Source organism: Velazquezella soli (assembly GCF_977018685.1).
Window position 1 is genome coordinate 1,364,153 of the sequence record NZ_CDRNXF010000004.1, and the last position, 23,473, is coordinate 1,387,625.

Annotated in this window: 27 protein-coding genes; 16 read left to right on the forward strand and 11 right to left on the reverse strand. The window is 61.0% G+C overall.

Annotation, left to right across the window (positions count from 1 at the left end; all coding sequences use genetic code 11):
* Window positions 1-128 precede the first annotated feature (128 nt).
* Complete coding sequence (locus tag AC0JZ8_RS10105) at window positions 129-764, reverse strand: hypothetical protein (RefSeq protein WP_471892407.1); 636 nt, start codon at window positions 762-764, stop codon at window positions 129-131.
* Window positions 765-1,086: 322 nt separating this feature from the next.
* On the opposite strand from AC0JZ8_RS10105, the gene AC0JZ8_RS10110 reads away from it, so the two are divergent.
* From AC0JZ8_RS10110 to AC0JZ8_RS10160, 11 genes are all read left to right on the forward strand, one after another.
* Window positions 1,087-1,263 carry a hypothetical protein gene (locus tag AC0JZ8_RS10110; RefSeq protein WP_165699875.1) on the forward strand — a complete coding sequence of 59 codons (177 nt, stop codon included), beginning with the start codon at window positions 1,087-1,089 and terminating at the stop codon, window positions 1,261-1,263.
* 206 nt (window positions 1,264-1,469) lie between these two features.
* Complete coding sequence (locus tag AC0JZ8_RS10115) at window positions 1,470-2,249, forward strand: GntR family transcriptional regulator (RefSeq protein WP_471892408.1); 780 nt, start codon at window positions 1,470-1,472, stop codon at window positions 2,247-2,249.
* Complete coding sequence (locus AC0JZ8_RS10120) at window positions 2,250-3,758, forward strand: ABC transporter substrate-binding protein (RefSeq protein ID WP_471892409.1); 1,509 nt, start codon at window positions 2,250-2,252, stop codon at window positions 3,756-3,758.
* Window positions 3,759-3,825: 67 nt separating this feature from the next.
* On the forward strand, window positions 3,826-4,752 hold the full coding sequence (locus AC0JZ8_RS10125; RefSeq protein WP_062460129.1) for an ABC transporter permease: 927 nt from the start codon (window positions 3,826-3,828) through the stop codon (window positions 4,750-4,752).
* The gene (locus tag AC0JZ8_RS10130) at window positions 4,752-5,615 is read left to right on the forward strand and encodes an ABC transporter permease (protein ID WP_430253384.1); all 864 of its coding nucleotides are present in this window, start codon (window positions 4,752-4,754) and stop codon (window positions 5,613-5,615) included. The genes AC0JZ8_RS10125 and AC0JZ8_RS10130 overlap by 1 nt, the downstream gene beginning before the upstream one ends.
* 8 nt (window positions 5,616-5,623) lie before the next feature.
* Entirely contained in the window at window positions 5,624-6,412 is a 789-nt protein-coding gene (locus AC0JZ8_RS10135; RefSeq protein WP_471892410.1) for an SDR family NAD(P)-dependent oxidoreductase, read from the forward strand.
* Window positions 6,413-6,434: 22 nt separating this feature from the next.
* Window positions 6,435-7,358, forward strand: coding sequence for a polysaccharide deacetylase family protein (locus tag AC0JZ8_RS10140; RefSeq protein WP_092659974.1), 924 nt, complete (start codon window positions 6,435-6,437; stop codon window positions 7,356-7,358).
* Entirely contained in the window at window positions 7,351-8,895 is a 1,545-nt protein-coding gene (locus tag AC0JZ8_RS10145) for a gamma-glutamyltransferase family protein (protein ID WP_471892411.1), read from the forward strand. Before AC0JZ8_RS10140 ends, AC0JZ8_RS10145 begins: the two co-directional genes overlap by 8 nt.
* The gene (locus tag AC0JZ8_RS10150) at window positions 8,892-9,866 is read left to right on the forward strand and encodes an ABC transporter ATP-binding protein (protein WP_471892412.1); all 975 of its coding nucleotides are present in this window, start codon (window positions 8,892-8,894) and stop codon (window positions 9,864-9,866) included. The genes AC0JZ8_RS10145 and AC0JZ8_RS10150 overlap by 4 nt, the downstream gene beginning before the upstream one ends.
* Window positions 9,863-10,855 carry an ABC transporter ATP-binding protein gene (locus AC0JZ8_RS10155; RefSeq protein WP_192077507.1) on the forward strand — a complete coding sequence of 331 codons (993 nt, stop codon included), beginning with the start codon at window positions 9,863-9,865 and terminating at the stop codon, window positions 10,853-10,855. Before AC0JZ8_RS10150 ends, AC0JZ8_RS10155 begins: the two co-directional genes overlap by 4 nt.
* Window positions 10,856-11,014: 159 nt before the next feature.
* Window positions 11,015-11,812 carry an alpha/beta hydrolase gene (locus AC0JZ8_RS10160; RefSeq protein WP_471892413.1) on the forward strand — a complete coding sequence of 266 codons (798 nt, stop codon included), beginning with the start codon at window positions 11,015-11,017 and terminating at the stop codon, window positions 11,810-11,812.
* 27 nt (window positions 11,813-11,839) lie between these two features.
* Here the strand turns inward: AC0JZ8_RS10160 and AC0JZ8_RS10165 are convergent, their stop codons facing one another.
* Window positions 11,840-12,259: a GFA family protein gene (locus AC0JZ8_RS10165; protein WP_471893352.1), complete on the reverse strand. Its 420-nt coding sequence runs from the start codon at window positions 12,257-12,259 to the stop codon at window positions 11,840-11,842.
* A gap of 47 nt (window positions 12,260-12,306) precedes the next feature.
* Between AC0JZ8_RS10165 and AC0JZ8_RS10170 the strand changes: the two genes are divergently transcribed.
* Window positions 12,307-12,723, forward strand: coding sequence for a nuclear transport factor 2 family protein (locus AC0JZ8_RS10170; protein WP_174196267.1), 417 nt, complete (start codon window positions 12,307-12,309; stop codon window positions 12,721-12,723).
* Window positions 12,724-12,773: 50 nt separating this feature from the next.
* On the opposite strand, the gene AC0JZ8_RS10175 is transcribed toward AC0JZ8_RS10170, so the two are convergent.
* From AC0JZ8_RS10175 to AC0JZ8_RS10205, 7 genes are all read right to left on the reverse strand, one after another.
* The gene (locus AC0JZ8_RS10175) at window positions 12,774-13,865 is read right to left on the reverse strand and encodes a sensor histidine kinase (protein WP_245341542.1); all 1,092 of its coding nucleotides are present in this window, start codon (window positions 13,863-13,865) and stop codon (window positions 12,774-12,776) included.
* Between the two features lie 41 nt (window positions 13,866-13,906).
* Window positions 13,907-14,278, reverse strand: a complete 372-nt coding sequence (locus AC0JZ8_RS10180) for a response regulator (RefSeq protein ID WP_062455024.1) — start codon at window positions 14,276-14,278, stop codon at window positions 13,907-13,909.
* Window positions 14,278-15,651, reverse strand: coding sequence for a PAS domain-containing sensor histidine kinase (locus AC0JZ8_RS10185; RefSeq protein ID WP_471892414.1), 1,374 nt, complete (start codon window positions 15,649-15,651; stop codon window positions 14,278-14,280). The genes AC0JZ8_RS10180 and AC0JZ8_RS10185 overlap by 1 nt, the downstream gene beginning before the upstream one ends.
* Window positions 15,652-15,921: 270 nt before the next feature.
* Window positions 15,922-16,323, reverse strand: coding sequence for a DUF2177 family protein (locus tag AC0JZ8_RS10190; RefSeq protein ID WP_092659988.1), 402 nt, complete (start codon window positions 16,321-16,323; stop codon window positions 15,922-15,924).
* Window positions 16,324-16,434: 111 nt separating this feature from the next.
* The gene (locus AC0JZ8_RS10195) at window positions 16,435-16,959 is read right to left on the reverse strand and encodes a GXWXG domain-containing protein (RefSeq protein ID WP_209901695.1); all 525 of its coding nucleotides are present in this window, start codon (window positions 16,957-16,959) and stop codon (window positions 16,435-16,437) included.
* Window positions 16,960-16,974: 15 nt separating this feature from the next.
* Complete coding sequence (locus AC0JZ8_RS10200) at window positions 16,975-17,157, reverse strand: hypothetical protein (RefSeq protein ID WP_062582515.1); 183 nt, start codon at window positions 17,155-17,157, stop codon at window positions 16,975-16,977.
* A gap of 117 nt (window positions 17,158-17,274) precedes the next feature.
* Window positions 17,275-18,435 carry a flavin-containing monooxygenase gene (locus AC0JZ8_RS10205; protein WP_471892415.1) on the reverse strand — a complete coding sequence of 387 codons (1,161 nt, stop codon included), beginning with the start codon at window positions 18,433-18,435 and terminating at the stop codon, window positions 17,275-17,277.
* Between the two features lie 142 nt (window positions 18,436-18,577).
* Between AC0JZ8_RS10205 and AC0JZ8_RS10210 the strand changes: the two genes are divergently transcribed.
* Window positions 18,578-19,618, forward strand: coding sequence for a phosphatidylglycerol lysyltransferase domain-containing protein (locus AC0JZ8_RS10210; protein ID WP_062455036.1), 1,041 nt, complete (start codon window positions 18,578-18,580; stop codon window positions 19,616-19,618).
* A gap of 7 nt (window positions 19,619-19,625) precedes the next feature.
* On the opposite strand, the gene AC0JZ8_RS10215 is transcribed toward AC0JZ8_RS10210, so the two are convergent.
* Together AC0JZ8_RS10215 and AC0JZ8_RS10220 are read right to left on the reverse strand one after the other, a co-directional pair.
* Entirely contained in the window at window positions 19,626-20,435 is an 810-nt protein-coding gene (locus tag AC0JZ8_RS10215) for a formate/nitrite transporter family protein (RefSeq protein WP_471892416.1), read from the reverse strand.
* Between the two features lie 113 nt (window positions 20,436-20,548).
* Window positions 20,549-21,010 carry a MarR family winged helix-turn-helix transcriptional regulator gene (locus AC0JZ8_RS10220; protein WP_092659993.1) on the reverse strand — a complete coding sequence of 154 codons (462 nt, stop codon included), beginning with the start codon at window positions 21,008-21,010 and terminating at the stop codon, window positions 20,549-20,551.
* A gap of 127 nt (window positions 21,011-21,137) precedes the next feature.
* Between AC0JZ8_RS10220 and AC0JZ8_RS10225 the strand changes: the two genes are divergently transcribed.
* The 3 genes from AC0JZ8_RS10225 (at window position 21,138) to AC0JZ8_RS10235 (ending at window position 23,423) form a co-directional block, all read left to right on the forward strand.
* Window positions 21,138-21,569, forward strand: a complete 432-nt coding sequence (locus AC0JZ8_RS10225; protein ID WP_062582523.1) for an organic hydroperoxide resistance protein — start codon at window positions 21,138-21,140, stop codon at window positions 21,567-21,569.
* Window positions 21,570-21,831: 262 nt separating this feature from the next.
* Window positions 21,832-22,884, forward strand: a complete 1,053-nt coding sequence (locus AC0JZ8_RS10230) for an alpha/beta hydrolase (RefSeq protein ID WP_471892417.1) — start codon at window positions 21,832-21,834, stop codon at window positions 22,882-22,884.
* 11 nt (window positions 22,885-22,895) lie between these two features.
* The gene (locus AC0JZ8_RS10235; RefSeq protein ID WP_471892418.1) at window positions 22,896-23,423 is read left to right on the forward strand and encodes a DUF4142 domain-containing protein; all 528 of its coding nucleotides are present in this window, start codon (window positions 22,896-22,898) and stop codon (window positions 23,421-23,423) included.
* The last annotated feature ends 50 nt before the right edge of the window (window positions 23,424-23,473 follow it).

A 23,473-nucleotide genomic window follows, 5' to 3' on the forward strand; every position in this document is an offset into this window, starting at 1 on the left:
CGGCCCAATGCATGACGGATGTGGTGCAAGCGTGCGTAAATGGAGCCGTGTACCCGTCTTTCCAGGACACGAATCTGTGAGGACCTCGTAGCGGCCGTCCGTGCGCGGGGAGATCGAAGGCTGTGGGACTATCCGAGCAACCCGTCGCGCCCGAATTCTTCCCAGCCCGACAGGCCCGCGCCCTCGTTGTCATCAGCCGTTTTTCCAGCCGTCGATTGGCGTTTGGCGGCGGTCTTCAGCGATCGGGTCAGCTTCGTCTTGAGCGCGACCCGCCGTCTGTTTTCCGCCGCCATCGCCTTGTCGTCCTCACGCCACTCGTCGACCGTGCCACCGTCGAGCAGCTCTTCGACGAGGCGGAGATCGAAGACACGGAAGGTGATCTTCTTCGCGCGTCCCGCCAGCCGCACGGTGCGAGTTCCGGCGCTGGGCAAGCGGCCATCGGTGAGCCAACGAAGTCGCTCGGTCGGGGAGATCGTCAGGATATCCTGGATTTCGCGCGGTATCACGGCGAGGCTTTCGATGCCGACGAGCGCTTGGCTGACAACGCCCGACACAAAACGAAATTCGGTCTTCGACGTCTCGGGCATCGCAAGCACAAGGCTGCCTCCATCGAGATCCAGCAACTTGCGCGACGCCATAGGCAGGCGCGCGCGGATCTCCAGCAGGATCCCCTTGGCGCGGACCGCCGAGCCGAGCGTTGCCTTGGGAGGCAGGGGCCACTGTTTGAACAGTTCCGGCGCCTCATTCGTCTTTTGTTTTGGCATCAGGGATAGATGGTCCGCGGGGCCTCTAGCGTCAATGCCGATTTCGGCTGTAGCACGCCGGATGAATGCCTGGTGCGAAATGACTCATCTGAGGTCCTGCCAGACGAGCAGTGCCTTCAACTTGTTAGGAACACATTCTCATGACATGGTCTGCGCATCGGCATTGCTGATGAGCGTCGGGCTATTCGATGTTCGCAACTGCCGCTTTCGCTTCCTACCTTTGACCACGGATGTACTGGCACCGGTGAATGAAGCGACGATGAGGAAGGTCGGTGCAATTTTGCCCGGCCTTTTTTCATTCTAAACATACCGAAAGACAATCATGAAAAAGACCGATGCGGCGCTGCTTCTCAAGAAGGCTGAGCGACAGATTGCAAATACCAGCGGCGGTGGTCATCTCGGTGGCACAAATCACGGCCAAGGCTATGATGCCAAGACGACCGGCGCGCACAGCCAAGGCCGCAAGGCGTCGCCCCGCGGCGGCTCCGCCAAGAAGTAAACGAGCTACCAGACCATTGATCAGACCCGTCGTTCACCACGGCGGGTTTTGTCGTTTTAGGGCTTGGGTATTCGGCGACCGCGCTTTTAAGCGCTGGTTTCAGCATTTTGGCACAATTACTTCGGTTTGCGTACCAGATTGGAAAATTATCGCTTTCCCAACGCAAACTGGGATGTCAGACTTTGCATCTGAGAGGGCAGATCGCAATGTTGGATACAGATGCATATGCATCTCCCGCGCCGCCGGAAGGCAAGGCGGGAGTGGCGGAACGGGCGTTGAGGAGCGCGATCGTCGGTTGCGTTCTGATGCCGGGAGAGCGTCTGTCGGAGACTTCGCTGACCACCGAATTCGCGCTCGGTCGCGGTGCCGTACGCGCCGCACTGGCGCGGCTGAAGGCGAGTGGGCTTGTATCCTCGACTGCCCGCAGCGGTTGGGAGGTCGCTCCGATTTCCGCGGCAGAGATCCGCGAACTGATAGCCGCACGCCGCCACCTTGATCCGATACTGTGCTCGGCTGCTCTCGACGACGCCGCTAGACGGCGGCTGACCACGCTGTCCCAGATGCATATGGCGCTGCTGCAGCGGCCGGATCTGGGAGGCGATGTGCTACCCACCATTCGTCGCTGCGAGCGGGACATGCTGGATCTCCTCGTCAACGCCCTCGGCATGCCTGTCGTCGCGGGTTTTCTTGCGGACCTCTGGGATCGCTCCAACAGGCTCGTGAACTTCTTCGAGCGGAGCGGGCGCGCAAAATTTTTGCCGACGAGGTTTTCGTCTTTCGCGGAGGCTCTCGTCGAGGGCCGCACCGCCGATGCAATCGCACATCTCGCGTCCGCCAACGTGGCGCTGGAAGCCTATCTGCTCGATCGCTTTCTCGAAACCGACGCGATGGTTGGCCGCAAGTCCGGCCGTCGCGCCGCGAACAAAGATAAACCGGGTCGCAATCAGCGACCTCAACCGCCCACTGGAAAAACAAGGACATTGTAGATGATGATAGTCAGTCGTTCGATGCGAGCCTCTCTGGCAGGCCTGCTTCTGGCCTGTTCGCCAATGGTCCTGTCCCAGGCAATGGCCAAGGATCAGCTGGTCGTTGATCTCGTCAACGAGCCTTCGTCGCTCGATCCGCACAAGCAGTGGAACCCGGACAGCTACTACGTCTACCGCAATATCTTCGACAACCTCGTTACCCGTGACGATGCCGGTGCCATCGCGCCGCAGATCGCCACCGAATGGAAATACTCTTCCGACAGCGAAATCGTCTTCACGATCCGCAGCGACGTCAAGTTCCACGATGGCACGCCGCTGACCGCCAAAGACGTCGCTTTCAGCGTCAACCGCATCATCGACAAGAAATTCGCCAGCCCGCAGCTCGGCCAGTTCAACAAGATCCTGTCGGCGGAAGCCACCGGCGAACACGAAGTGACGTTGAAGACGGATGGCGCCTATCCGGTGCTGCTTGCCCAGCTCGTCAAGCTGTCGATCGTGCCGCAGCACGTCGTCGAGGAAAAGGGCAATGACGGCTTCAATGCCGCGCCTGTTGGTTCCGGCCCCTACAAGTTCGCCGCATGGCAGCGCGGGGTTTCGGTTTCGCTCGCCCGCAACGACGACTATTGGGGCGAAAAGGGCGTGTTCCCGACCGCCGAATTCCGCGCCGTGCCAGATGCCGCCACGCGCATTGCAAACCTCGAAGCGGGCGCCAGCGACCTCGTCGTCGGTCTCGATGCGGATCTTTCCGAGCAGCTCAAGAGCTCCGGCGCCGCCAAGCCGCTATCGGTTCTGACCGAGCGGATCGGCTATGTGAAGCTCAACCCGAACCTTCCGCCATTCAACGACAAGCGCGTGCGTGAAGCGGTCGCTCGCTCCATCGACAAGCAGGGGATCGTCGACGGTCTTCTGGGTGGCGTCGACAAGCCGCTCGACCAGATGGCGACATCGGCGCATTTTGGTTACGTGGAAGGCCTGAAAGGCTACCCTTATGATCTTGATGAGGCCAAGCGCCTGATCAAGGAAGCGGGTGCGGCCGGCAAGTCGGTCGCTTTTGCGACATCTCCGACATTCGACCAGCGCATCGTCCAGGCGGTGGCACAAATGATCAGCGATACCGGCCTGACCGTCAACATCGAGATGACGGATATGGCGACCTATCTAAAAAAGGCCCAGAGTGCGCCGGCCAGCCAGCCGCCAATTTCCTTCGGGCGCTGGTCCTGCGCCTGCCAGGATGTCGATGGCGTGCTGTTCTCGCTGCTGCATTCGTCCAGCGCGTGGGCTTCGATCGCCGACCCGAAGATCGACAAGCTCTTGGAAGACGCCCGCAACACGCTGGATGAGAAAAAACGTCTCGACGCCTACAAGACGGTGAGCACCTACGTCGTTGAGGAGGTGCCGATGGTGCCGATCTATCAGGCCGCGATCATCTACGGCGCAGCGAAAAACCTCGAATGGCAGCCGACGGCGAATGAAAGCCTGTTTCTCAACCGGATGAAGTGGACCGATTGATTTCGGTTCAGGGCCGGCCCCGGTTGCGGGGCCGTTTTGCCCGCAAGTCACGAAGTGGACTGCAATATTGCCGGCATTCTTCCTCAAGCGCGCGTTCCAGGCCCTTATCGCCATTATCGGCGTGATGACGCTGATCTTCTTTCTGCAGCGGCTTGCGGGGGATCCCGTTCTGCTGCTCGTGCCTGAAAATGCCACCAAGGCTGACATCGAGGCGCTGAGGGCGTCGCTCGGTTTCGATCGGCCTCTTTCGGTCCAGTATCTCGAATACATGGGCGCGCTTCTGACCTTCGATTTCGGCCGCTCCTATGTCCAGAACGTGCCGGTCTGGACGCTGATTGCCAGCCGTCTTCCCTATACGCTGATGCTGGCCGGCGGCGCGCTCGTCGTCGCCTTCGGTGTCGGCATTCCGCTGGGTGTGGCGATGGCGGTGCGCCGCGGCTCGGCGGATGCCAAGGCGATGATGGGCGTGGTTCTGGCGGGACAGTCGATGCCGACATTCTGGAGCGCCATCCTGATGATCATGGTGTTTGCGGTGTGGCTCGGCTGGTTGCCGCCATCCGGCGCGCGCGACTGGCCAAGCATCATCATGCCCTCGATCGCGCTCGGTCTTCTCTCCATGGCAACCTTCGCCCGTGTTTCGCGCACCGCGGTTCTCGACGAACTGGAAAAGGACTATGTCCGCACCGGCCACGCCAAGGGCTTGCCGATGATCCGCATCGTGATGCGGCATCTGCTGCGAAACGCCGCGATCCCGGTGGTAACCGTTGCAGCTCTCGAAATCGCCAATCTTCTGGCGGGTGCCGTGATCGTCGAGACGGTGTTTGCCTGGCCGGGACTCGGCCAGTTGACCGTCCAGGCCATCAACGCGCGTGATTTCATGCTGGTTCAGGGCGTCGTTCTGCTCGGCGCCATCACGGCCATCGTTCTCAACCTCGTCGCCGATCTGCTCTACAGCATCATCGATCCGCGCATCCGCATCGAAGGGAGCGCCTGATGGCAGTGACCACTCCCGCACCGCGGACGGCGTCGCGTTCACGACGCATGCCGTGGACTGTGGTGCCCTTTGCCGCCATTCTGGTCGCTCTGGTGCTGATGGCGATCTTTGCGCCTCTCGTGGCGCCGCTCGATCCCAATGCCCAGAACCTTCTGGCGCGCTTGAAGGCACCGGGGTTTCAAAGCCGCGGCCTTGTCTATTATCTCGGCTCGGACGAACTCGGCCGTGATGTTCTCAGCCGGACGATCTATGGCGCAAGGGTGTCGCTGCTGGTTGCCTTCGCCTCGGTCATCCTGTCGGGCATTTTCGGAAGCGCGCTCGGCATGATCGCTGCCTTCTATCGCGGCTGGGTCGAAACCATCATCATGCGGCTGGTCGATATCGTCTTGTCGGTGCCCGCCATTCTTCTCGCGATCATCACGGTTGCGGTACTCGGCCCGAGCCTTTCCAACGTGGTCATCGTGCTGGCTCTGACGCGGTGGCCCCGTTACGCGCGCGTTGCCTACGGCCAGACGCTGTCGGTCGCGAACATGCCCTATGTCAGGCTCTCGCGGTTCATGGGCGCAGGCTGGTTCCGGCTGCTGTGGCGCCACATCCTTCCCAATATCGCCGGCGGCCTGATCGTCGTCGCGACGCTCGAGTTCGGCCTGATGGTGCTGTTCGAGGCTGGACTTTCGTTCCTCGGCCTCGGGGTGCAGCCGCCAACGGCGAGCTGGGGCGCAATGCTTTCCACCGGCCGCAACTATGTCGGGTCTGCCTGGTGGATCGCGACATTTCCGGGACTGGCGCTGTTTCTGCTGGTTCTCTCCATCAATCTGATTGGCGATCATGCCCGCGACCGCCTCGATCCGCGTGGGCGATAGGAGTTTTCATGAATTTCGAAAATGAATTCAAGGCGAAGAAGGTCATCGTCACAGGTGCCTGCGGCATCATCGGCGGATGGATCGTCGATGCGTTTGCGCGCGAGGGGGCAGAGGTCTGCCTGACCGACCGCGATGCCGAAAAGCTCGAGGCGAAACTGGCGACGCTGCCCGGCACCGGCCATCTGGCGATCGCCGCAGATCTCACCGATACCGGCTCGATGACCGCATTTGCCGATGAGGTTTCGGGACGCTGGGGCGCTCCGGATATTCTCGTCAACAATGCCGGCATCTATCCGTCGGGGTTCCTGCTCGACATCTCGATCGACGACTGGGACGACATCATGGGCGTCAATCTGCGCGCGCCGTTCCTGTTGTCGCAGCTGTTTGCCAAGCAGATGATCAGCGCCGGCAAGCCAGGCTCGATCGTCAACATTTCGTCCGGGGCCGCGCGGAAAATGCGCACGACGGTGGTTCCCTATTGCACATCCAAGACGGCGCTCGACCGCCTGACCAAGGGTTTTGCGCTGGAACTCGCTGAATACGGGATCCGCGTCAATGCGGTGGAGCCGGGGTTCATTTCCGGCAGCGATGTCAGCGCGCTGGCGCAGGATCATATCGACACAGTCACAGCCTCCATACCGCTTGGCAGAACGTCGTCGGCGCAGGATGTCGCGTCGGCGGTTCTCTATGTCACATCAGCGGGCGGCGCCTACATGACCGGCGCGACTGTCACCGTCGATGGCGGCAATTCGATCGGCTCCCAGGTCGTTTTCCAGGCAAAGAAAAAGGCGCTGTAAAAAGCGCTTCAAGCGAGGTCGGATGTCAAATCCCCTGCAGATAAAGTCTCCCTGGCCAGCCTATGAGTGGCCGCAAGGCAAGCAGTCGGCAGTGCTGCTGTCGGTCGACGTGGATGCGCATGTGCCGTTCATGTGGGCGAACAAGGACCATGTGCCGGACCGGATGGGCACGCTCGAAATCCGCCGCTTCGGTCCGCGCACGGGGATCTACCGGCTGCTCGACCTGTTCGCCCGCTATGAGGCGAAGGCAAGTTTCTACGTGCCGGCGCTGACGGCCGAGACCAACCCCGAGATGCTTGCCGCCATTCTCGAAGGCGGCCACGAGATCGGTCTGCACGGCTATTTCCACGAGATCGTCTCGGAAGTCTCCGACGACGAATTTACCGGCGCGCTCGAAGCCAGCATGGAACTGCTGACGCGGGAAACCGGGGTAAAGCCCGTCGGCTTCCGCTCTCCGGCCTGGGAAATGACGCCGCATATGCTGCGTGAGCTGCGTCGTGTGGGCCTCGCCTACGATTCCTCGCTCTCGGGCTTTGATCATCCCTACGAGATCGACGGTGTGGTCGAGATCCCGGTGCAATGGGCGCTCGACGATGCGATCTTCTTCAAGTTCGAAGGGGGAGGCCGCGACAAGTGGCCCTATCAATCCGGCCGCGCCGTGCTGCAGGACTGGATCGCGGAATGGCAGGCGCTGCACCGCTTTGGCGGGTTGTTCACGCTAACGGTACATGACTGGATTTCCGGCCGTGCCCAGCGCATCGCGCTTCTCGAAGAACTGCTCGATACGATCACTTCCGAAAAGGGCAGCTGGATCGCGACGGCCGCCGAGATTGCTCATCACCACGCCACATCCGGCAATGCCGGCCGCTTTGCCGTTAATGGCAAGGCTCCCGAGGCGATCGGAACCCGCAGGTTCGGACAGGATATTGGACATAGCCATGGGTGAACACTGGAACGTGCAGAAGGGCGAGCGGCGCAGTGCCGGCGGGCTCGTTGCCTGCCAGAACTGGATGGCAGCGGAAAGCGGCGCCGATGTGCTGTCGCGCGGCGGCAATGCCATGGATGCGGCCGTCACGACTGCACTGACGCTCAGCGTCGTCGAGCCCTGGCTTTCGGGCGTCGGCGGTGGCGGGTTCTTGCTGCGGGCCGACGGGCAGGACGGCCGGGTCGATACGCTCGATTTCAACGTCCGCTCGTCGCGCAACATCGATCCTGCCGATTATCCTGTCGTGGCGGGCCGCGACGGGGACTGGTTCGACTGGCCGCAGGTGCGGGATGATCGCAACCTGATCGGCTACAGCTCCATCTGCCTTCCTGGCGCCATTGCAGGCCTTTCGGCAGCGCTGGAACGGTTCGGCACGATCAGCTTTGCCGAGGCGCTGCAGCCGGCGATCGACCATGCCCGCCGCGGTCTCGCGCTCGACTGGTTCACGGTGCTCTGTCTTGCCATCGATACGGAAGGCCTCGCACGCTTCCCGGCATCGTCGCAGCTGTTTCTGAAGGATGGCCGCGCGCCGCGGGTGCAGGAAATCGGACCGGGCAGCACAATCCCGATGCCGCGCAAGGCGACCATGCTGGAACGACTGGCAAAGGCCGGTGCCCGCGATTTTTACGAGGGCGAAACCGCAGCATCGATCGTCAGCGATCTCAACGCCGGCGGATCGCCGATCGACCTTGCCGAAATGCGCGACTACCAGCCGCGTTGGTCCGACCCGCTCCAGATCGACTACCGCGGCATGACGATCAATGCGATGCCGGGTCTTTCCGGCGGTCCGACGCTTGTCGAGGCACTGTCCGAGCTTGACGGAACGTTGCCGCAGGATGGCCCGCTGTCCGGCGGGACGGCGCTTGCGTTTGGCCGCGCCATTCGTCGCGCGTCCGAGCATCGCTTGCGCACGCTTGGCCACGGGAGCAGCGGAGAAAGCTGCACCACGCATATCAGCGTTGTCGATCGCGACGGCACGATGGTCTCGCTGACCAATACGCTTCTGTCGCGCTTCGGCTCGAAAGTGGTTCTGCCTTCGAGCGACCTTCTGATGAACAACGGCATGATGTGGTTCGATCCACGCCCCGGACAGCCCAATTCGATCGCCGCAAACGCTCGGCCGCTGGCCAATATGTGCCCGATTATCGCAACGAAGGGCGGGCGGCCGAAGCTTGCTCTCGGGGCTGCCGGCGGACGCCAGATCATGCCGGCCGTGGCGCAGATCCTCTCCTATGTCGCAGCCTTCGGCATGTCGCTGGAAGAGGCGATGCACGCGCCGCGGATCGATGCGAGCGGCGTCACGCTGCGGGTCAACGACAAGGCGAAACCCGATGTCGCATCACGGCTCGGCGAGGAGTTTCCGGTCGAGATCATCGCCGATACGCTCTACCCGGTGAATTTCTCCATTCCGTCAGCGGTTCTTCGCGACGGAGCAGAGAATGTCGGGATGGCGCATCCCAACCATCCGCTTGCGGCCGTCGGGGCGGAGCGCACATGACCGGACCTGTGCTTGTGGTTGATGACCTCAGGGTTTCGATCGGCGCGCAGCCGGTGGTCGATGGCGTCAGTTTCCACGTCGATCAGGGCGAGATCCTGTCCGTCGTCGGCGAGTCCGGTTGCGGAAAGTCGATGACAGCGTTTTCCGTGATGGGCCTGCTGCCAAAGGTCGCCCGGGTCGATGGCGGCCGCGTCCTGTTCGGTGGAGAAAACCTGCTGACCGTGCCGGAAGCCAAACGGCGACAGCTGCGCGGCAATGATCTTGCGATGATCTTCCAGGAACCTGTCGCCTCACTCAACCCGCTGATGAAGATCGGCCGGCAGATCGAGGAAAGCCTCGTCGTGCATCGCGGGCTCGACGGCAAGGCCGCCCATCGTGCCGCGATCGCCATGCTGGAAGAGGTGGGTATTCCGGAGCCGGAAATCCGCTCCGGCCAATATCCGTTCGAGCTTTCGGGCGGCATGTGCCAGCGGGCGATGATTGCCATGGCGCTGATCTGCAAACCGAAACTTTTGATCGCCGACGAACCGACGACGGCGCTCGACGTCACCATTCAGGCGCAGATCCTCGACCTGATGAAAAGGCTGCGCGACGAGACCGGAACCGCCATCCTTTTGATCACCCACGATATGGGCGTGGTTGCCGATATGGCGGACCGGGTTGCGGTGATGTATGCCGGGCGGATCATCGAGGAGGCGCCGGTCGATACGATTTTCGCGCGTCAGGAACACCCCTATACGCGGCTGCTGCTATCGACCATCCCGCGGCTGGACGGAAAGCCGAAGGCGCTGCTGCCGACGATCGAGGGGCTTGTGCCCGACATCGGCCAGTGGCCGGTCGGCTGCCGCTTCAGCCCGCGCTGTCCGCTGGCGGACCAGCACTGTCTCGACGAAATCCCGCCGCTTGCGCCTCGCCGTGACGAGGGCAGTGCCGCCTGCTGGCATTCGGAACGGGTGGGAGAAATGCTATGACTGAACCGCTTCTGTCGCTGTCCGGCCTCAAGGTGCATTTTCCCATCCGCGGCGGCCTGCTCGGACGTCCGACCGGGTTCGTCAAGGCCGTCGACGGCATCGATCTCGACATCGCCCACGGCGAAAGCGTCGCTCTTGTGGGCGAGTCGGGCTGCGGGAAATCCACACTCGGCGCGGCCATTCTGGGCATGACCAAACCGTCGGCAGGCAGCATCCTGTTCGAGGGCAAGCCAATCGTTCATGGCGAGACCGCGTCTCGGCGCGCCCTGTCCCGCGAGGTACAGATCGTTTTCCAGGATCCGGTTTCGGCCCTCAATCCGAAAATGTCGATCGGCGAGAGCATCGGCGAGCCGCTGGCGATCCATGGTGTCGGCAATGCTGCAGAGAGGGCCGAGCGCGTCGCCGAGCTTCTCGCCCTCGTTGGACTGCATCCACAGCATGCGGAGCGCAAGCCGAACGCGTTTTCGGGCGGGCAGCGACAGCGGATCGTGATCGCGAGGGCCTTGGCGCTCAACCCCAAACTGCTGATCCTCGACGAGCCTGTCTCCGCCCTCGATGTGTCGATCCGCTCGCAGATCCTCAACCTGCTTCTCGATCTGCAGAGGCGGTTCGGTCTGTCCTACCTGTTCATCAGCCACGACCTCTCCGTCGTCCGGCATTTTGCCGACAGGGTTGCGGTCATGTATCTCGGGCATCTGATCGAAACGGGCCGGACGGACGATGTGTTTGCGCGCCCGGTGCATCCCTATACGGAAGCCCTTTTGTCGGCAGTGCCGCTTCCAGATCCGGTGGCGCAGCGAAAGCGCCAGAGGATCGTGCTGAAGGGCGATTTGCCCAGCCCCGCCAATCCGCCCAAGGGTTGCAAGTTCGTGACCCGCTGTCCTCTGGCTGTCGATATCTGCCACGTCACGCACCCGCCGCTGGTCTCGACCGGGCCGGGCAGGGAGGCCGCCTGTCATGTCCGCGCCGGAACCGTTGCCGCGGTCTGATCGCATGGCGTTGTTTCGGCGCCGCCGATGGTGCCAACTGTCCCAAAGTCGATCGGGTCACTACACGAAAGTGTAATCGCCGAGGGGCAATCGTTGCCGCGGGTTTCCGGAACGATTTGGGATGGCTGTGGTTTCGGGTGGGATCAATCAGGAATACCCATGCCGCGCCTGAACTTCGCCGTCCCGTTCACATCTGCTTCCATCTTCTTGATGACGCTTCTGTCCAGCCCGGCTCATGCCGTGGATGCCTCGGGAACGCGCGCTGACCTGCGCGCGCCAAAACCGGTTGCAGGGCCGATCGAGGCGGGCGTCCCTCTTGTCGATCAGGCGAAAGGAGAAGTTGCCATCAAAACCTCTCAAACGAAACCGCGTCGTCTGGTGATTTTCCTGCACGGCATCAGAGGCTCCGGTTCGGTCATGGCGGCCATCGGCACTTCCTGGCAGTCGATCCTGACGGACACGCGGTTCGTCGCGCCGGATGCGCCGTTTGCGCATCGGTCCGGCGGTCGTCAGTGGTTTGCGGTCGACGATCAGGTGCTGCGGCCGGACCGTATTGAGCGTGCCAGAAAGGCTTTCAACAGCCTGATGTCCGACATCGTCGAACGCGAAGGTTTCAAAGGTGATCTGGAAAGTGTCGCCTTTGTCGGCGTGTCTCAGGGTGCAATCATGGCGCTGGATGCCGTATCCTCCGGGCGCTGGAAGGTCGGCGCAGTCGTCAGTATTGCCGGCCTGTTGCCGCTGCCGCCCAAGGCCTCGGCCTCGAAGATACCGGTTCTTCTGATGCATGGCGAGGCGGATCAGACGATCCCGTCCGTGGCATCCGTTGCCGCCGCCGGCCAGCTGCGGGGCGCGGGTTACGACGTTACTTTGAAACTTTATCCCCAGGTCGGGCACACGATCTCGTCCGAAGAGGCGAGGCAAGCCGTGCTTTTTCTGCGCGACCGGTTTGATCGCTAGCAACAAGCACGGGGCACCGTTCGGGTGCTAAGGTCGGTCCTCGTCAAACTGCTCCGCGTCCGGCAGCGCGGCAAGCCATGGCTCCCGTCGTTTGATCCAGAGTTCGTAGGTCGGCACTATACCCGAAGGCGCGTCGCGCAGGCTTCCGAGCTTGACCTCGGCTTCGTGCTCGTCGCAGGCGAAAAGCCTTGAACCGCACGACGGACAGAAGCGCCGTCCCCCTTGTTCGGCCGTCGTTCCTTCACTCAAGAAAGCATGAGCAGGCCAGATGCCGAAATAGGTGAAAGCCGATCCGCTCTCCTGACGGCAGTCGGTACAGTGACAGAGCCCAACCCGCGTGGGTTCGCCCGCCACACTGAATGTCACCTTGCCGCAGAGGCATCCACCCTTTCGCACGACCGTCATGACGACCTCCTCCGGAATGCGCTTCGTCTTTGTCTGGAACATCATCGTCCGGTGCTGGTTCCAATTGCAAGATCCAAGAAGGAACCGATATGACCCAACTGGCCGACAATTTCATCGCTGCCCTTCATCGTCTGGAAAAGTCCAGCGACGTCGATACTATCGCCCGCCTGTTCCGCGACGATGCTGTCCTGTCCAACCCGTTGTCGATCCATGATTCAGCCGAGTCGGGAGCCGCACAGACGTTCTGGACGGCCTATCGCGCCGCGTTTTCAACGATCGAGTCCGAATTCATCAACGTCGTCGAAACCGATGGCGTCGCGATACTCGAATGGCGCAGTGACGCGGTTGTCGAGGGGCAGTCCGTGGCCTATTCAGGCGTCAGCGTTCTCGAAAGCGATGGCGAAAAGATCAAGTCGTTCCGGGCCTATTTCGATCCTCGCGAGCTTGTCGCCAAAGTCGATACCCGTGCGGTGGATGCAACGCCGAGCGACGTTGAGCCCGCCTGACTTTATGTCGAGATCGTCATCGCGGCCAAATCCCGTCTGCCGAAGCCCCGTCAGACCAGGGCGGCAGCGTTCTCCCGGGCGCTGTTCAGGCGCCCGGTCTGGATCTTGCCATGAAGCTCGAACCGCACGCCGTCGAAGTTGTAGAGGGTCTTGCCTTCGCCTTCAAAATACGCGGGCACGATCTTGTTGGTCAGCCGTGATCCAAATCCCGTCCTGGCCGGAGCCATTACGGGTGGGCCCCCGGTTTCCTGCCAGACCAAATGGAACGTCCCATCCGCAGTCACTTCCCACGAAATTCCGATCCGCCCGGTCTCTGTGGATAAGGCGCCGTATTTCACGGCGTTTGTCGCAAGTTCGTAGACCGCGAGCGAGAGTCCGATCGCCTGCTGCGATGCCACGTAGAGGTCCGGCCCGGAGATCACCGCACGATCGGACCGATCGAGATGCGCTGCAAGGGCTGCCTCGACGATCCCCCGGACGGGGGTGTTGTCGGCAGAATCGTGCAGAAGTTCCTGCGCGCTCCCAAGCGCGGCGATCCGGTCCGAGACGGTGGCCCTTGCCTGGTCGAGGCTGCTTGCCTGACGCAGCGTCGAGGAAACGACCGCGGCTGTTACCGCAAGCGTATTCTTGACGCGGTGTACCAGCTCGCGCTGCAATGCGCGCTGGTTCCTGCGGGCGAGCACTCCCGGCGTTGCGTCGAGGGCGATGTTGATCATGCCCTTGATCTCGCCCTTCTCGTAGAGCGGGCTGTAGGAAAAGGTCCAGAAGGTCTCTTCGTCGTATCCGTTGCGCCGCATCGTCAGAGGAAGTTCCTCGGCCCAGGTTCCATCTCCCGACAGCGCCTGGTTGACGAAAGGCTCGATATCCGGCCAGATTTCCGACCAGACCTGTTTGGCAGGCTGACCGAGGGCGCCGGCTTCCTTTGCGCCCAGAAGCGGTGCGTAGGCATCGTTATAGAGGATGTTGAGTTGCTCCCCCCAGAACACGCAGATCGCATGCTTTTGGCCCAGCATCATTTCGATGACAGAGGTCAGCGCTTCGGACCATGACGAAATCGGTCCCAGCGATGTTGGCGACCAGTCGTATTCAGCCGTCAGCCTCGCCATCCGGCCGTTGCCAATATTGGACAGAGGTCTTGTCATCTCGTGGTTCTTTCGCGGTGGGCGATCTCGATGTACCTCATTCAGATCGTTGAAGATAATCCCAATTCGAAGAGCGCGACGCTGAGCTGGCGTTCCGAGATCGGTTTCGACAGGAAGCGTGCTCCCTGCGGCAAACTACCCTGATCGGGCGAGAAACGTCCAGAGATGACGATGATTCTGCATTCCGGCCACCGCGAAGCCGTCAGGTTTGCGAGTTTGATGCCGTTCATCGATCCCGGCATGTCGATATCCGTCAGCATCGCCTTGACCGGAATGCCGGCCTCCAGAAGCGCAAGCGCCTGATCGGCATTGGCGGCTTCGACCACATCGAAGCCGCTGTCGCTGAGGACGTCCGCCAGATCCATGCGGATCAGACCGTCGTCTTCGACCACGAGGATGGGATGATGTTTCATCAATGTTCCTGCTGGAAACCCTGGAGGTCTGCGTCAATCCGGAAGGTGAGACCTGAAGGCTGGAATGTGAAGGCGACGGTACTGTCTGCGGTCCCGTTAAGCCCGGCATTGATCAGACGCAAACCGGAACCGGGGCCTTCGGGTTGTTGCACCGGCGGCCCGCCTGTCTCGCTCCAGATAAGTTCGAAGCGATCCGATTTCGGGCCGGCGATCTTCCACTGGATATTGACCCGCCCGTCCGGAAGCGAAAGGGCTCCGTATTTGACTGCATTCGTCGCCAGTTCGTGCAGGATCAACGAGAGAGAGAGCGAAGGGCGCGAGCCGACCTTGATATTCGTGCCTGTAACGGTGATGCGGGGATTTGCAGGGTCGTCGTGAAGGGACGTCATCTTGTCGACGAGCTGCGTGACAGTCGAGGCGCCCATACCGCCCAGCAGAATGGTATCGTGGGCGGCGCTGAGGACGGCGATTCGGTCCGAAAGGCGGACGCGGGCGCTGGCGAGGTCTGTCGAATTTCTAAGCGTCTGCGATGCGATCGCCTGCACCATTGCAAGCTGGTTTTTCAGGCGGTGCCCCAGTTCATGCGACAGCTGTGCCTGTTTTTCCTCCTCCGCTCGAAGCTCCGTGACATCGATTGCCTGAACGAGAATGCCGATGACCTTGCCGTCGTCCTCCACCATGGGCTGATAGGCGAGATCGATGACCCGGTCTTGCTTTTCGCCGGCGGTTCCTCTGTTCAATTCGATCCGAAGGTTTTTCGCAACGAAGGGTTCGCCCGTCTGGTAAACTCTGTCGAGGATGTCGATGTAACCCTGGCGGACCACTTCCGACACGGCCTCGGCGACGGTCTTGCCGATGATGTCGCGGCCGCTGCCGATCATCGAGTAGTACACTTCGTTGGCGTATTCAAAGACGTGATTGGGTCCGGTCAGCATGGCGATACCGCCGGGGCTGAGCTCGAAGACCTGCTCGAAGCGCTCCCGCAGGGTCCGTTCGGCGTTTCGTGCCGCCACGGTCGATGTCTGCTCGGTGCAGGCGCAGAACATTCCCAGCACCGTTCCCCAGGGGTCTCGGACCGGCGTGTAGGAAAAGGCGAAATGCGTTTCTTCGGGAACGCCGTTGCGATGCATGACGAACTCGATATCGTCCATCGACGTACCTTGTCCGGCATAGGCTGCAGAAATGATCGGCTCCACCTGATCCCAGATGTCGTGCCACAGTTCGCCGAAGGGTTTTCCAAATGCGGCCGGGTGCCGCTTGCCGCACATTTCGGCGTAGCCGTCGTTGTAGAGCGTGGTCTGTGAGGGGCCCCACACGATCAGCATCGGTTGCAGCGACCCGAGCATGACGTTCACCAGAGTCCGCAACTCCACGGCCCAGCGATCCTTCGGGCCGATATCTGAGGATTCCCAGTCATATACGTCGAATAGATTTCGACACTCTGGATTGGTTTCCAGCGTCAATTCCTTACCGTCCTTCATCAGCGCGCGCACAGGAACGCGGTTACCGGTCGTTTGTTCCAGGTGCTAGAAGAGTCTTCTACGGCCGCTCATAAATCATAACTTTCCCCTGCTTCCAATGGCTGGGAAGCAGGGAGCAACGACGGAGCTGCTTCGTACGGGGGCGGACTGAGCGGATCAAGCTCAGCTCATGGAGCGGGCTGCGATGTAACCGCAGGCGCTGGCGATGCCCGTCAGGACTGTTCCCCAGATCATGTCGATGACGACAAGCGAAGCCGGCCAGTTTTTCAAAGTCGAGAGATTGGTGATGTCATAGGTGCCGTAGGCGGCCAGACCGAGCAATGCGCCACATCCGATCGCAACCCACAAGGACCCTCCATCGAGACCCGGCTTTACCGCCAAGATGACGATCGCAACCGCGAAGAAGAGGTAGAAGATCGCAGCGATCCCGAGATTGGGAGAGGGAAGCATGAGGTCGCCGAGTTTTTCCCGGTACATCTTGCCGGCAACAAGGCCGAGCCACACAGCGTCGATTGCGAGAAAGGAAACAAGAGTGGCCACATAGGCAATGGCGAGAGATTTCATGAGGCGTTCCACATCAGGGTTGAAGTGCAGAGATAACCCTGTGTTGTTCACCTTGTTCCGCCCGACCAATGTGGTTGTGATCGCAGGCGGCGAGGACCGTTTGCGCAGCGGTCAATCGACGACTTTCTCGAGACGGAAATAATACCGGCGTGGGTCGCCTTCGACGATCATCTTGCCCGCGATCTCTGTATCGGAGATCCGCCGGAACATGTCGGTAATCGGTTGCTGGTCGTAGACCATCGCGGCAGTCAACACGTCGCGATCCATCCTGTTTTCCAGGGATGCGGTGGTGGATTTTGCGCGCACGCGCGGGCGTATGTGGGAAAACAGGTTCACCGCGCTCGAGGTGCGGCCGAACCTTGCAAGACGGATCGCCCACCGGATGGGAAACACTTTCGGGTCGACTGCAACCAGCCTGCCCGGTGCGCCCTCAAAAAGCAGCGCATCAGCCCGCCCGTCCGGATGGAAGCGCTTTCCGAACCAGCGCAGGTTTTCAAGGACGCCATCGAGCGGATGGTCGGACGGGTGGCCGCGGCCTCTCCACAGGCCGACCATGTCCTGAGGCCTGACCGGCTCAAGGGACGCGAACCACTCGGCGCTTTCATCCTGCAATGCCTGCGCTGGGCTTTTTGTCATTGTCTTCGCGGGTCCTCAGCCGCCGCCCGGCGAAACGCTCTCGTCATCCGTATCCGGCAACGAGCCCGTACCAGGCGTCTTGCTCTCATCCATCAATTCAGGCTTGGCGTGCGGACCGGCGGCAGGGCTATCCGATGTCGCCGGCGCTTTCTTGCCAGTTTCTTCGACGGCTTCCTGAGCGTTCTTGTTATCGTCCATGATATCTCCCATTCGGCTGCTACAAGACTGTAGAGGCTCAGTCAGGAATGGGTGGGCACGGCAAAATGTTCCATGGGGGCCGTTGTCCGCCGCATCACCGGTTGGCAAAACTCTGTGTCAACGGCCTGAGCGCGCGTCCGTGTCCAGGCGCGATCGAATCGCGGCGGCCATCTCTACGGCTTCTTCTCTGGCATTGTGAAAATAGCTGATAAGGCCCGGCGTCATGCCGATGAACCAGAGGCCTGGAATATCAGGGCCGCTCGGGGATGGGACGTGACTGTTCTCGATGGCCAGTTCGCCAAGAAGCGATTGATGCTGCGCGCCGTAACCGGTCGCGTAGATGATCACATCCGGGGCTGTCACCACGCCGTTCTTGTGCAGAACGGTGCCGGCTTGCGTGAATTCGACAACTTCGCCGACAACCTTGATGCGGCCTTCACGTACGGCCTTGATAGCGCCGTCATCCACCGGGATCGCCACATGATCGCGGGCAAGCCGCGTTGCGGCCTTGTGCGATGATCTGGGAAACCCGAGCTTGGTCAGATCCCCGAAGGCCATGCGTTCCGTCAGCGAGATCGCGATATCGACCAAAGGCGTGGGAAGACGTGCCAGCCATGGCGAGAATTTATGGACGGCCACGCCGAACAAACGCTTGGGAAGGACCGATGAACCGGTGCGAACGGAAAACCAGCAGTCGGCCAGATCGACCTTCGCCAGGTGATTGGCAATGTCGAACCCCGAATTGCCGGCGCCGATGATCAGCACCCGCTTTCCCCGGTACTGCTTCGCATCCCCGAACTCGCAAGCGTGTATGCTTTGTCCGCCGAAGTTTTCCGCACCCTTGAACAAAGGTTGCCACGGATCGCCATCGCGTCCTGTGGCGACCACGACGTTGCGGCACAAAACCGGACCGGCGGATGTTGCAAGATGGAAGACGCCGTCGCGTCTGCTCAACGCCTCAACCGAAACGCCGTGTTCAATATCAAGGGCGTTGTCACGGGCAAACTGTGCCAGATGAGCGGCAACAACGTCCCGTTTGGGAAAAGCCGAGGTTCCGCTCGGGTATTGCAGCCCCGGCATGTGGGAAATGTCGCGATGCGTGTTGAGAGAGAGCTGCGGATGGCGCTTGCGCCAGGTCGATCCGACCTGCTCTTCACGGGCAATGATTCGGGCGCGGATGCCGCGCCTTCCCAGCTCATAGGCGGCGGTCATTCCAGAAAGCCCGGCACCAATGACCACGACATCTTCGATTTGGAGAGGCTCAGCGGGCAGATTCATGGCCAGACAATGCTGAAAAACATGCGCTGCTGCAACACCCAATCCTGAAACAGCGGGGAGATGCCCTCCCAGTTTAGAATATCTCTATGTACCGTAAGACGCGCATGCCAAAAGTACGGACATCGACTTTGAGGAAAATCGTATGGCAGGCCTCCGCGGGTATATCGACTCGGTTCTTGACCGTGGCCTTCCGAATCTCGCGTCCGCTCAGTTGTCAGATGAACGCAGGATGGAGCTTTGCCGGCAACACGGCGACTTCTCGCTGGCGTATTCGACGGCGGTTCAGAAGAACCTCAGCCACTTCGGCGACGACAAGGGATATATCGCCTACGCGACGAAGATGGGGCACATGTTTGCCTTGGGCGATCCTGTCGCCGACAAGGCCGATCGTGCCCGGTACGTGTCCGATTTCGTCGCAGCGGCCGAACGTCCCTGTTTCGTGCAGATCGGCCGGCAGACGGCAGAGACACTGTCTCGGCTCGGCTACCGGATCAATCAGATGGGCGTCGATACCCATCTCGTGCTCAACGAGCATTCGTTTGCCGGAAAGAAGAACGAGACGGTCCGCTACTCCGAGCGGTGGCTGCTGAAGAACGGTTACCGGATTGTCGAGTGTGACGGCAGTCTCGCCAGGCCCGACCAGATCAAGGCCGTTTCCGAAGAATGGCGCGCTGGCCGCATCGTCCGTCGGCGGGAAATGTGTTTCCTGAACAGGCCGTTCAAAGCCGAGCTGTCGGCGCATATGCGCCGGTTCCTAATCCTCGATCCGCAAGGCGAAACCATCGCCGTGCTCGATTTCGATCCGATTTTCGATGCGGGGCAGGTGACGGGATACACGTCCACGTTCAAGCGGAAGAAGACGGGGACGACCCCGCATGCCGAGATCGGTCTGACGAAGTTCGCGACGGACCGCTTCAGGGAAGAGGGCAGGTCGCTGGTGACGCTTGGGCTTTCGCCCCTTGCGGCGATCACGACAAGCGGGTTTGCGGAAAGCGCGTTCTGGCGCGGCAGGTTCGAATATGCCTACAAGTCGCCGGCCATCAACAAGAGGATCTTCAACCTGCAGGGACAGGCGGCATTCAAGCGCCGGTTCCATGGCGCCGAAGAGCCGACCTACATCGCCTTCAAGCGTCGCAGCCCTCTGGAAATGCTTGCTCTTTTGAGACTGCTCAAGACCCTCTGAGCCGAGGTCACTTCTTAACCGGCTTTCCGTAAGCCGCAGAATAGGCGAGGGCCACGAAGGCTCCGCCGATCACATTCCCGATCGTTGCCGGCAGCAAGTTGCCGAAGATGTCGCTGATGCCCAACAGCGCCGTCGAGGGTTCAAGCATGCCCTGGACGAGAGTGGCATAGGTCAGCAGATACATGTTGGCGATGGAGTGCTCGAAGCCTGCCGCGACGAACGCTGCGACCGGCAGAAGCAGACCGAAAATCTTCTGCGTGACCGTATGGCCCGCATAGGCCAGCCAGACACCGAGACAGACAAGCGTGTTGGCAAGGATGCCGCTTGCAAGCGTTGTTGCGAACCCCTTGGCAGTCTTCGTGTCAGCAAGCTCGAATGCCGCGCGACCGACCGCTCCGTCGCCGGCCTCATGCAAGCCGGCGAAAACCGCGACGACAGCGAGCGCAATCGAACCGGCGAAATTGGCCAGATAGACAGTCGTCAACGCCCCCGCCGCCCGTCCAGCGGGGATCCGTCCGGCAACCACCGGACCGATCATCAGTGTGTTGCCGGTGAACAATTCTGCGCCGGCGACCATCACCAGTGCGAGACCGAGCGAAAACACCGTGCCGGCGAGGATCTGCGCGACGCCGAAGGGAAGGCTGTCGGCGCCAGCCAGTGCCACCGTCGCAAACAGTCCACCGAAGCCGATGTAAATGCCGGCAAGCATGCCGAGAATGATCATCTTACTGAGGGGAAGGCCGGCTTTGTCCTCGCAGGCAGAAAAGACCGTCTCGCAAAGGTCGGGCGGTGGCGGCAGTGAATTGGTGTCCGACATGACATCCTCCTGTCGATCGTGTCCGGCGAGGACGTAGATGAGACAGTTGACGGATCCGGGAAGGGCACGATCCCGTGAGCCTGTTTTGAGGAGGGTGTCGTGCGCCTGCGTCCTTAGAGGTCGGACGTGGTTCCACTCAGTTTCGCGCTGAGAGCGTTTATGGTCGCCAAGGTCGCGTTGACTTGAGGCTGATCCATGCCGACGGCATCAACGATGCACTTCGTCACGGCGTCCGACTTCTCCTGCAGGGCGCGGCCTTTTTCCGTTAGGTAGATATCGACGCGGCGCTCGTCGTCGTCCCTGCGCATCTTTGTCACAAGACCCATCAGCGAAAGCCGCTTGATCAATGGCGTGGTCGTGCCGGAATCGACGCCGAGCCTTTGCGAGATCTCGCCCACGGAAAGGCTGCCCTCGCTCCACAGAAGCTTCATCGTGAGAAACTGCGGATAGGTCAGCCCCGTCGGCGCCAGCGCAGTCCGGTAGACCCGGTTGAAGGCCTGTTCGGCTCTATAGACGGCGAAGCACAGCATTTGGTCGAGTTCAACCGATGCCGGTTTTTCAGGGATATCTGTCATTCGCGCAATCTATATTGTGCGCAAGGTAATTGCAAGCAATTGACAGGCGCTGCAGAGCGCGATATCAATGGCGTGCAATTGAGTTGCGAATTAAGAAAATTCATCCGCCCCAACCCAGGAGAAGACTATGTCTGTCGACGCGAAGTACAAGACCAGCGCAACTGCATCCGGCGGTGGCCGTGACGGCAAGACGGCGCTTTCCGACGGGACGCTGGAACTGCAGCTGGTCGTGCCGAAGGAACTCGGTGGCCCCGGTGGTGATGGCGCCAATCCGGAGAAGCTGTTTGCACTTGGATATTCGGCCTGCTTCCTCGGCGCCCTGCGCGTCGGCGCTACGCAGCTGAAGACCAAGGTTCCGGATGGTTCGACCGTTGATGCAACCGTCGGCATTGGCCCGCGCTCGGAAGGTGGCTTTGGCATCACCGCTGCCCTGGATGTTTATCTGCCGGGTATGTCGGAAGCCGACGCACAGAAGCTCGTCGAGGTCACCCACGACATCTGCCCATATTCCAACGCGATCAAGGCAAGCGTCGACGTCGATTTTACGATCCGCACCTGATCGAAAACGGAAGTCGTTCGATTGGGAAAATGTGATGGACGGCTCTGGAATAACGCCGCCCAATAGTAATTCTGTCTGACAACTATCGCAGGCGGCCGGCAACGGTCGCCTGTCGGTTTTGGCCGCTACTCGCCGTCGCTGCACCCGGCAAGCGGTGTCCGCCGAAAATCAGCATCTGTAGATTAGCATCTGAAAAAACAGCATTATCTGGAACATAAGGCCCTCGTCCCGGTTAGCTAGCCATCTAAACCGGAGACCCGACATGAAGTCCTCAATGTTTGCGAAAGCACTTCCTCTCGCACTGATAATGGCCGCCCCGCTTGCCGCCCCGTCGTTTGCGCAGGAGATGGCAAAACCCACCACAGATATGCAGGCGGTGCTCGACAAGCTTGGTGCGCTAGACGCCAAGCCGTTCTCGAGCTTGAGCGTTCCGGAAGCCCGCACACAGGCAAGCCCTGCCGATGCTGCGAAGGCTGTCCAGTGGGAAAAGCGCCTGTCGTCCAATCCCGAAGCGCAGGTGACCACCAAGGACATCACCATTCCGACGGCTGAAGGCGGTATCGCCGCGCGCGTCTACATGCCGGCCGGCAAGGGTCCGTTCCCCGTCGTCGTCTACTATCACGGCGGTGGCTGGGTGGTTGCCGACATCAACGTCTATGACGGCGCACCGCGTGCCCTTTCGCTCGGCGCCAAAGCCATCGTCGTCTCAGTCGAGTACCGTCATGCGCCGGAGCACAAGTTCCCGGCTGCTCATAACGATGCCTGGACGGCCTATAAGTGGGTTGTCGAGAACATTCACGACATGAACGGCAACTCCGACAAGATCGCGGTTGCGGGCGAAAGCGCCGGCGGCAACCTGGCGGCCAACGTCGCTCTGATGGCCAAGGAGATGAAGGCGAAGCAGCCGGTTCACCAGCTTCTCGTCTACCCGGTCGCCGGCAACGACATGGAAACGGCGTCCTACAAGGAAAACGCCAATGCCAAGCCGCTCGGCAAGGCCGATATGGAATGGTTCGTCAAGAACACGGTCACGTCCATGGATGAGACCAAGGACCCGCGCATTAACCTCAACGGTCGCTCGGACCTTGCAGGCGTTGCTCCGGCAACCGTGATCCTCGCCCAGATCGATCCGCTGCGGTCCGACGGTGAAACCTATGCGTCCAAGCTCAAGGACGCCGGCGTTGCGGTAAATACCAAGACCTATAACGGCGTGACACACGAGTTCTTCGGCATGGGCAAGGTGGTTCCGGAAGCCAAGCAGGCACTGGATCTCGCTGTCGCCGATCTCACCGCAGCCTTCGACAAAGCCAAGTAAGGAGAGCCCCTATGAACAAGATGATTTCAGCCTCGCTCGTATCGCTCTCGCTTCTGATGTCCTCGGCAAGCTTTGCGGCACAGCCCGCCAGCGCCGACAAAGCCGCTGCCGCGTTCAACGTCGACAAGGCGTCCTTCGTCAAAGCCGTCACCAGCTCCAACGCCTTCGAGATCGAGTCGAGCAAGCTCGCCGAACAAAAGGCCAAGGATGCCGGCGTGAAGAAGTTCGCGTCAGAGATGATCAAGGATCATACGATGGCGGGCGAAGAACTCAAAAAGGCGGCCAAGCTCGGAGACGAGGCACCGGTTATGTCGCCAAAGCATGCGGCCATGCTTGAAATGCTGAAGGGTGCTTCTGACCAGGACTTCGAGCCGCTGTATATCGACATGCAGGCAGCAGCGCATATGGAAGCGGTCAGCTTGTTTGCGACCTATGCCAAGGGCGGTGACGATGCGGCGGTCAAGGAGTTCGCGGCCAAGACTCTGCCGAAGCTTGAAATGCACAAGATGCACGTGACGAAGCTCGTCGCGGCTCACTGAGGCGGGCAGCATCTGGAGCCTGCGTCCCAGCAGGCCGGGTGACTGTCGAG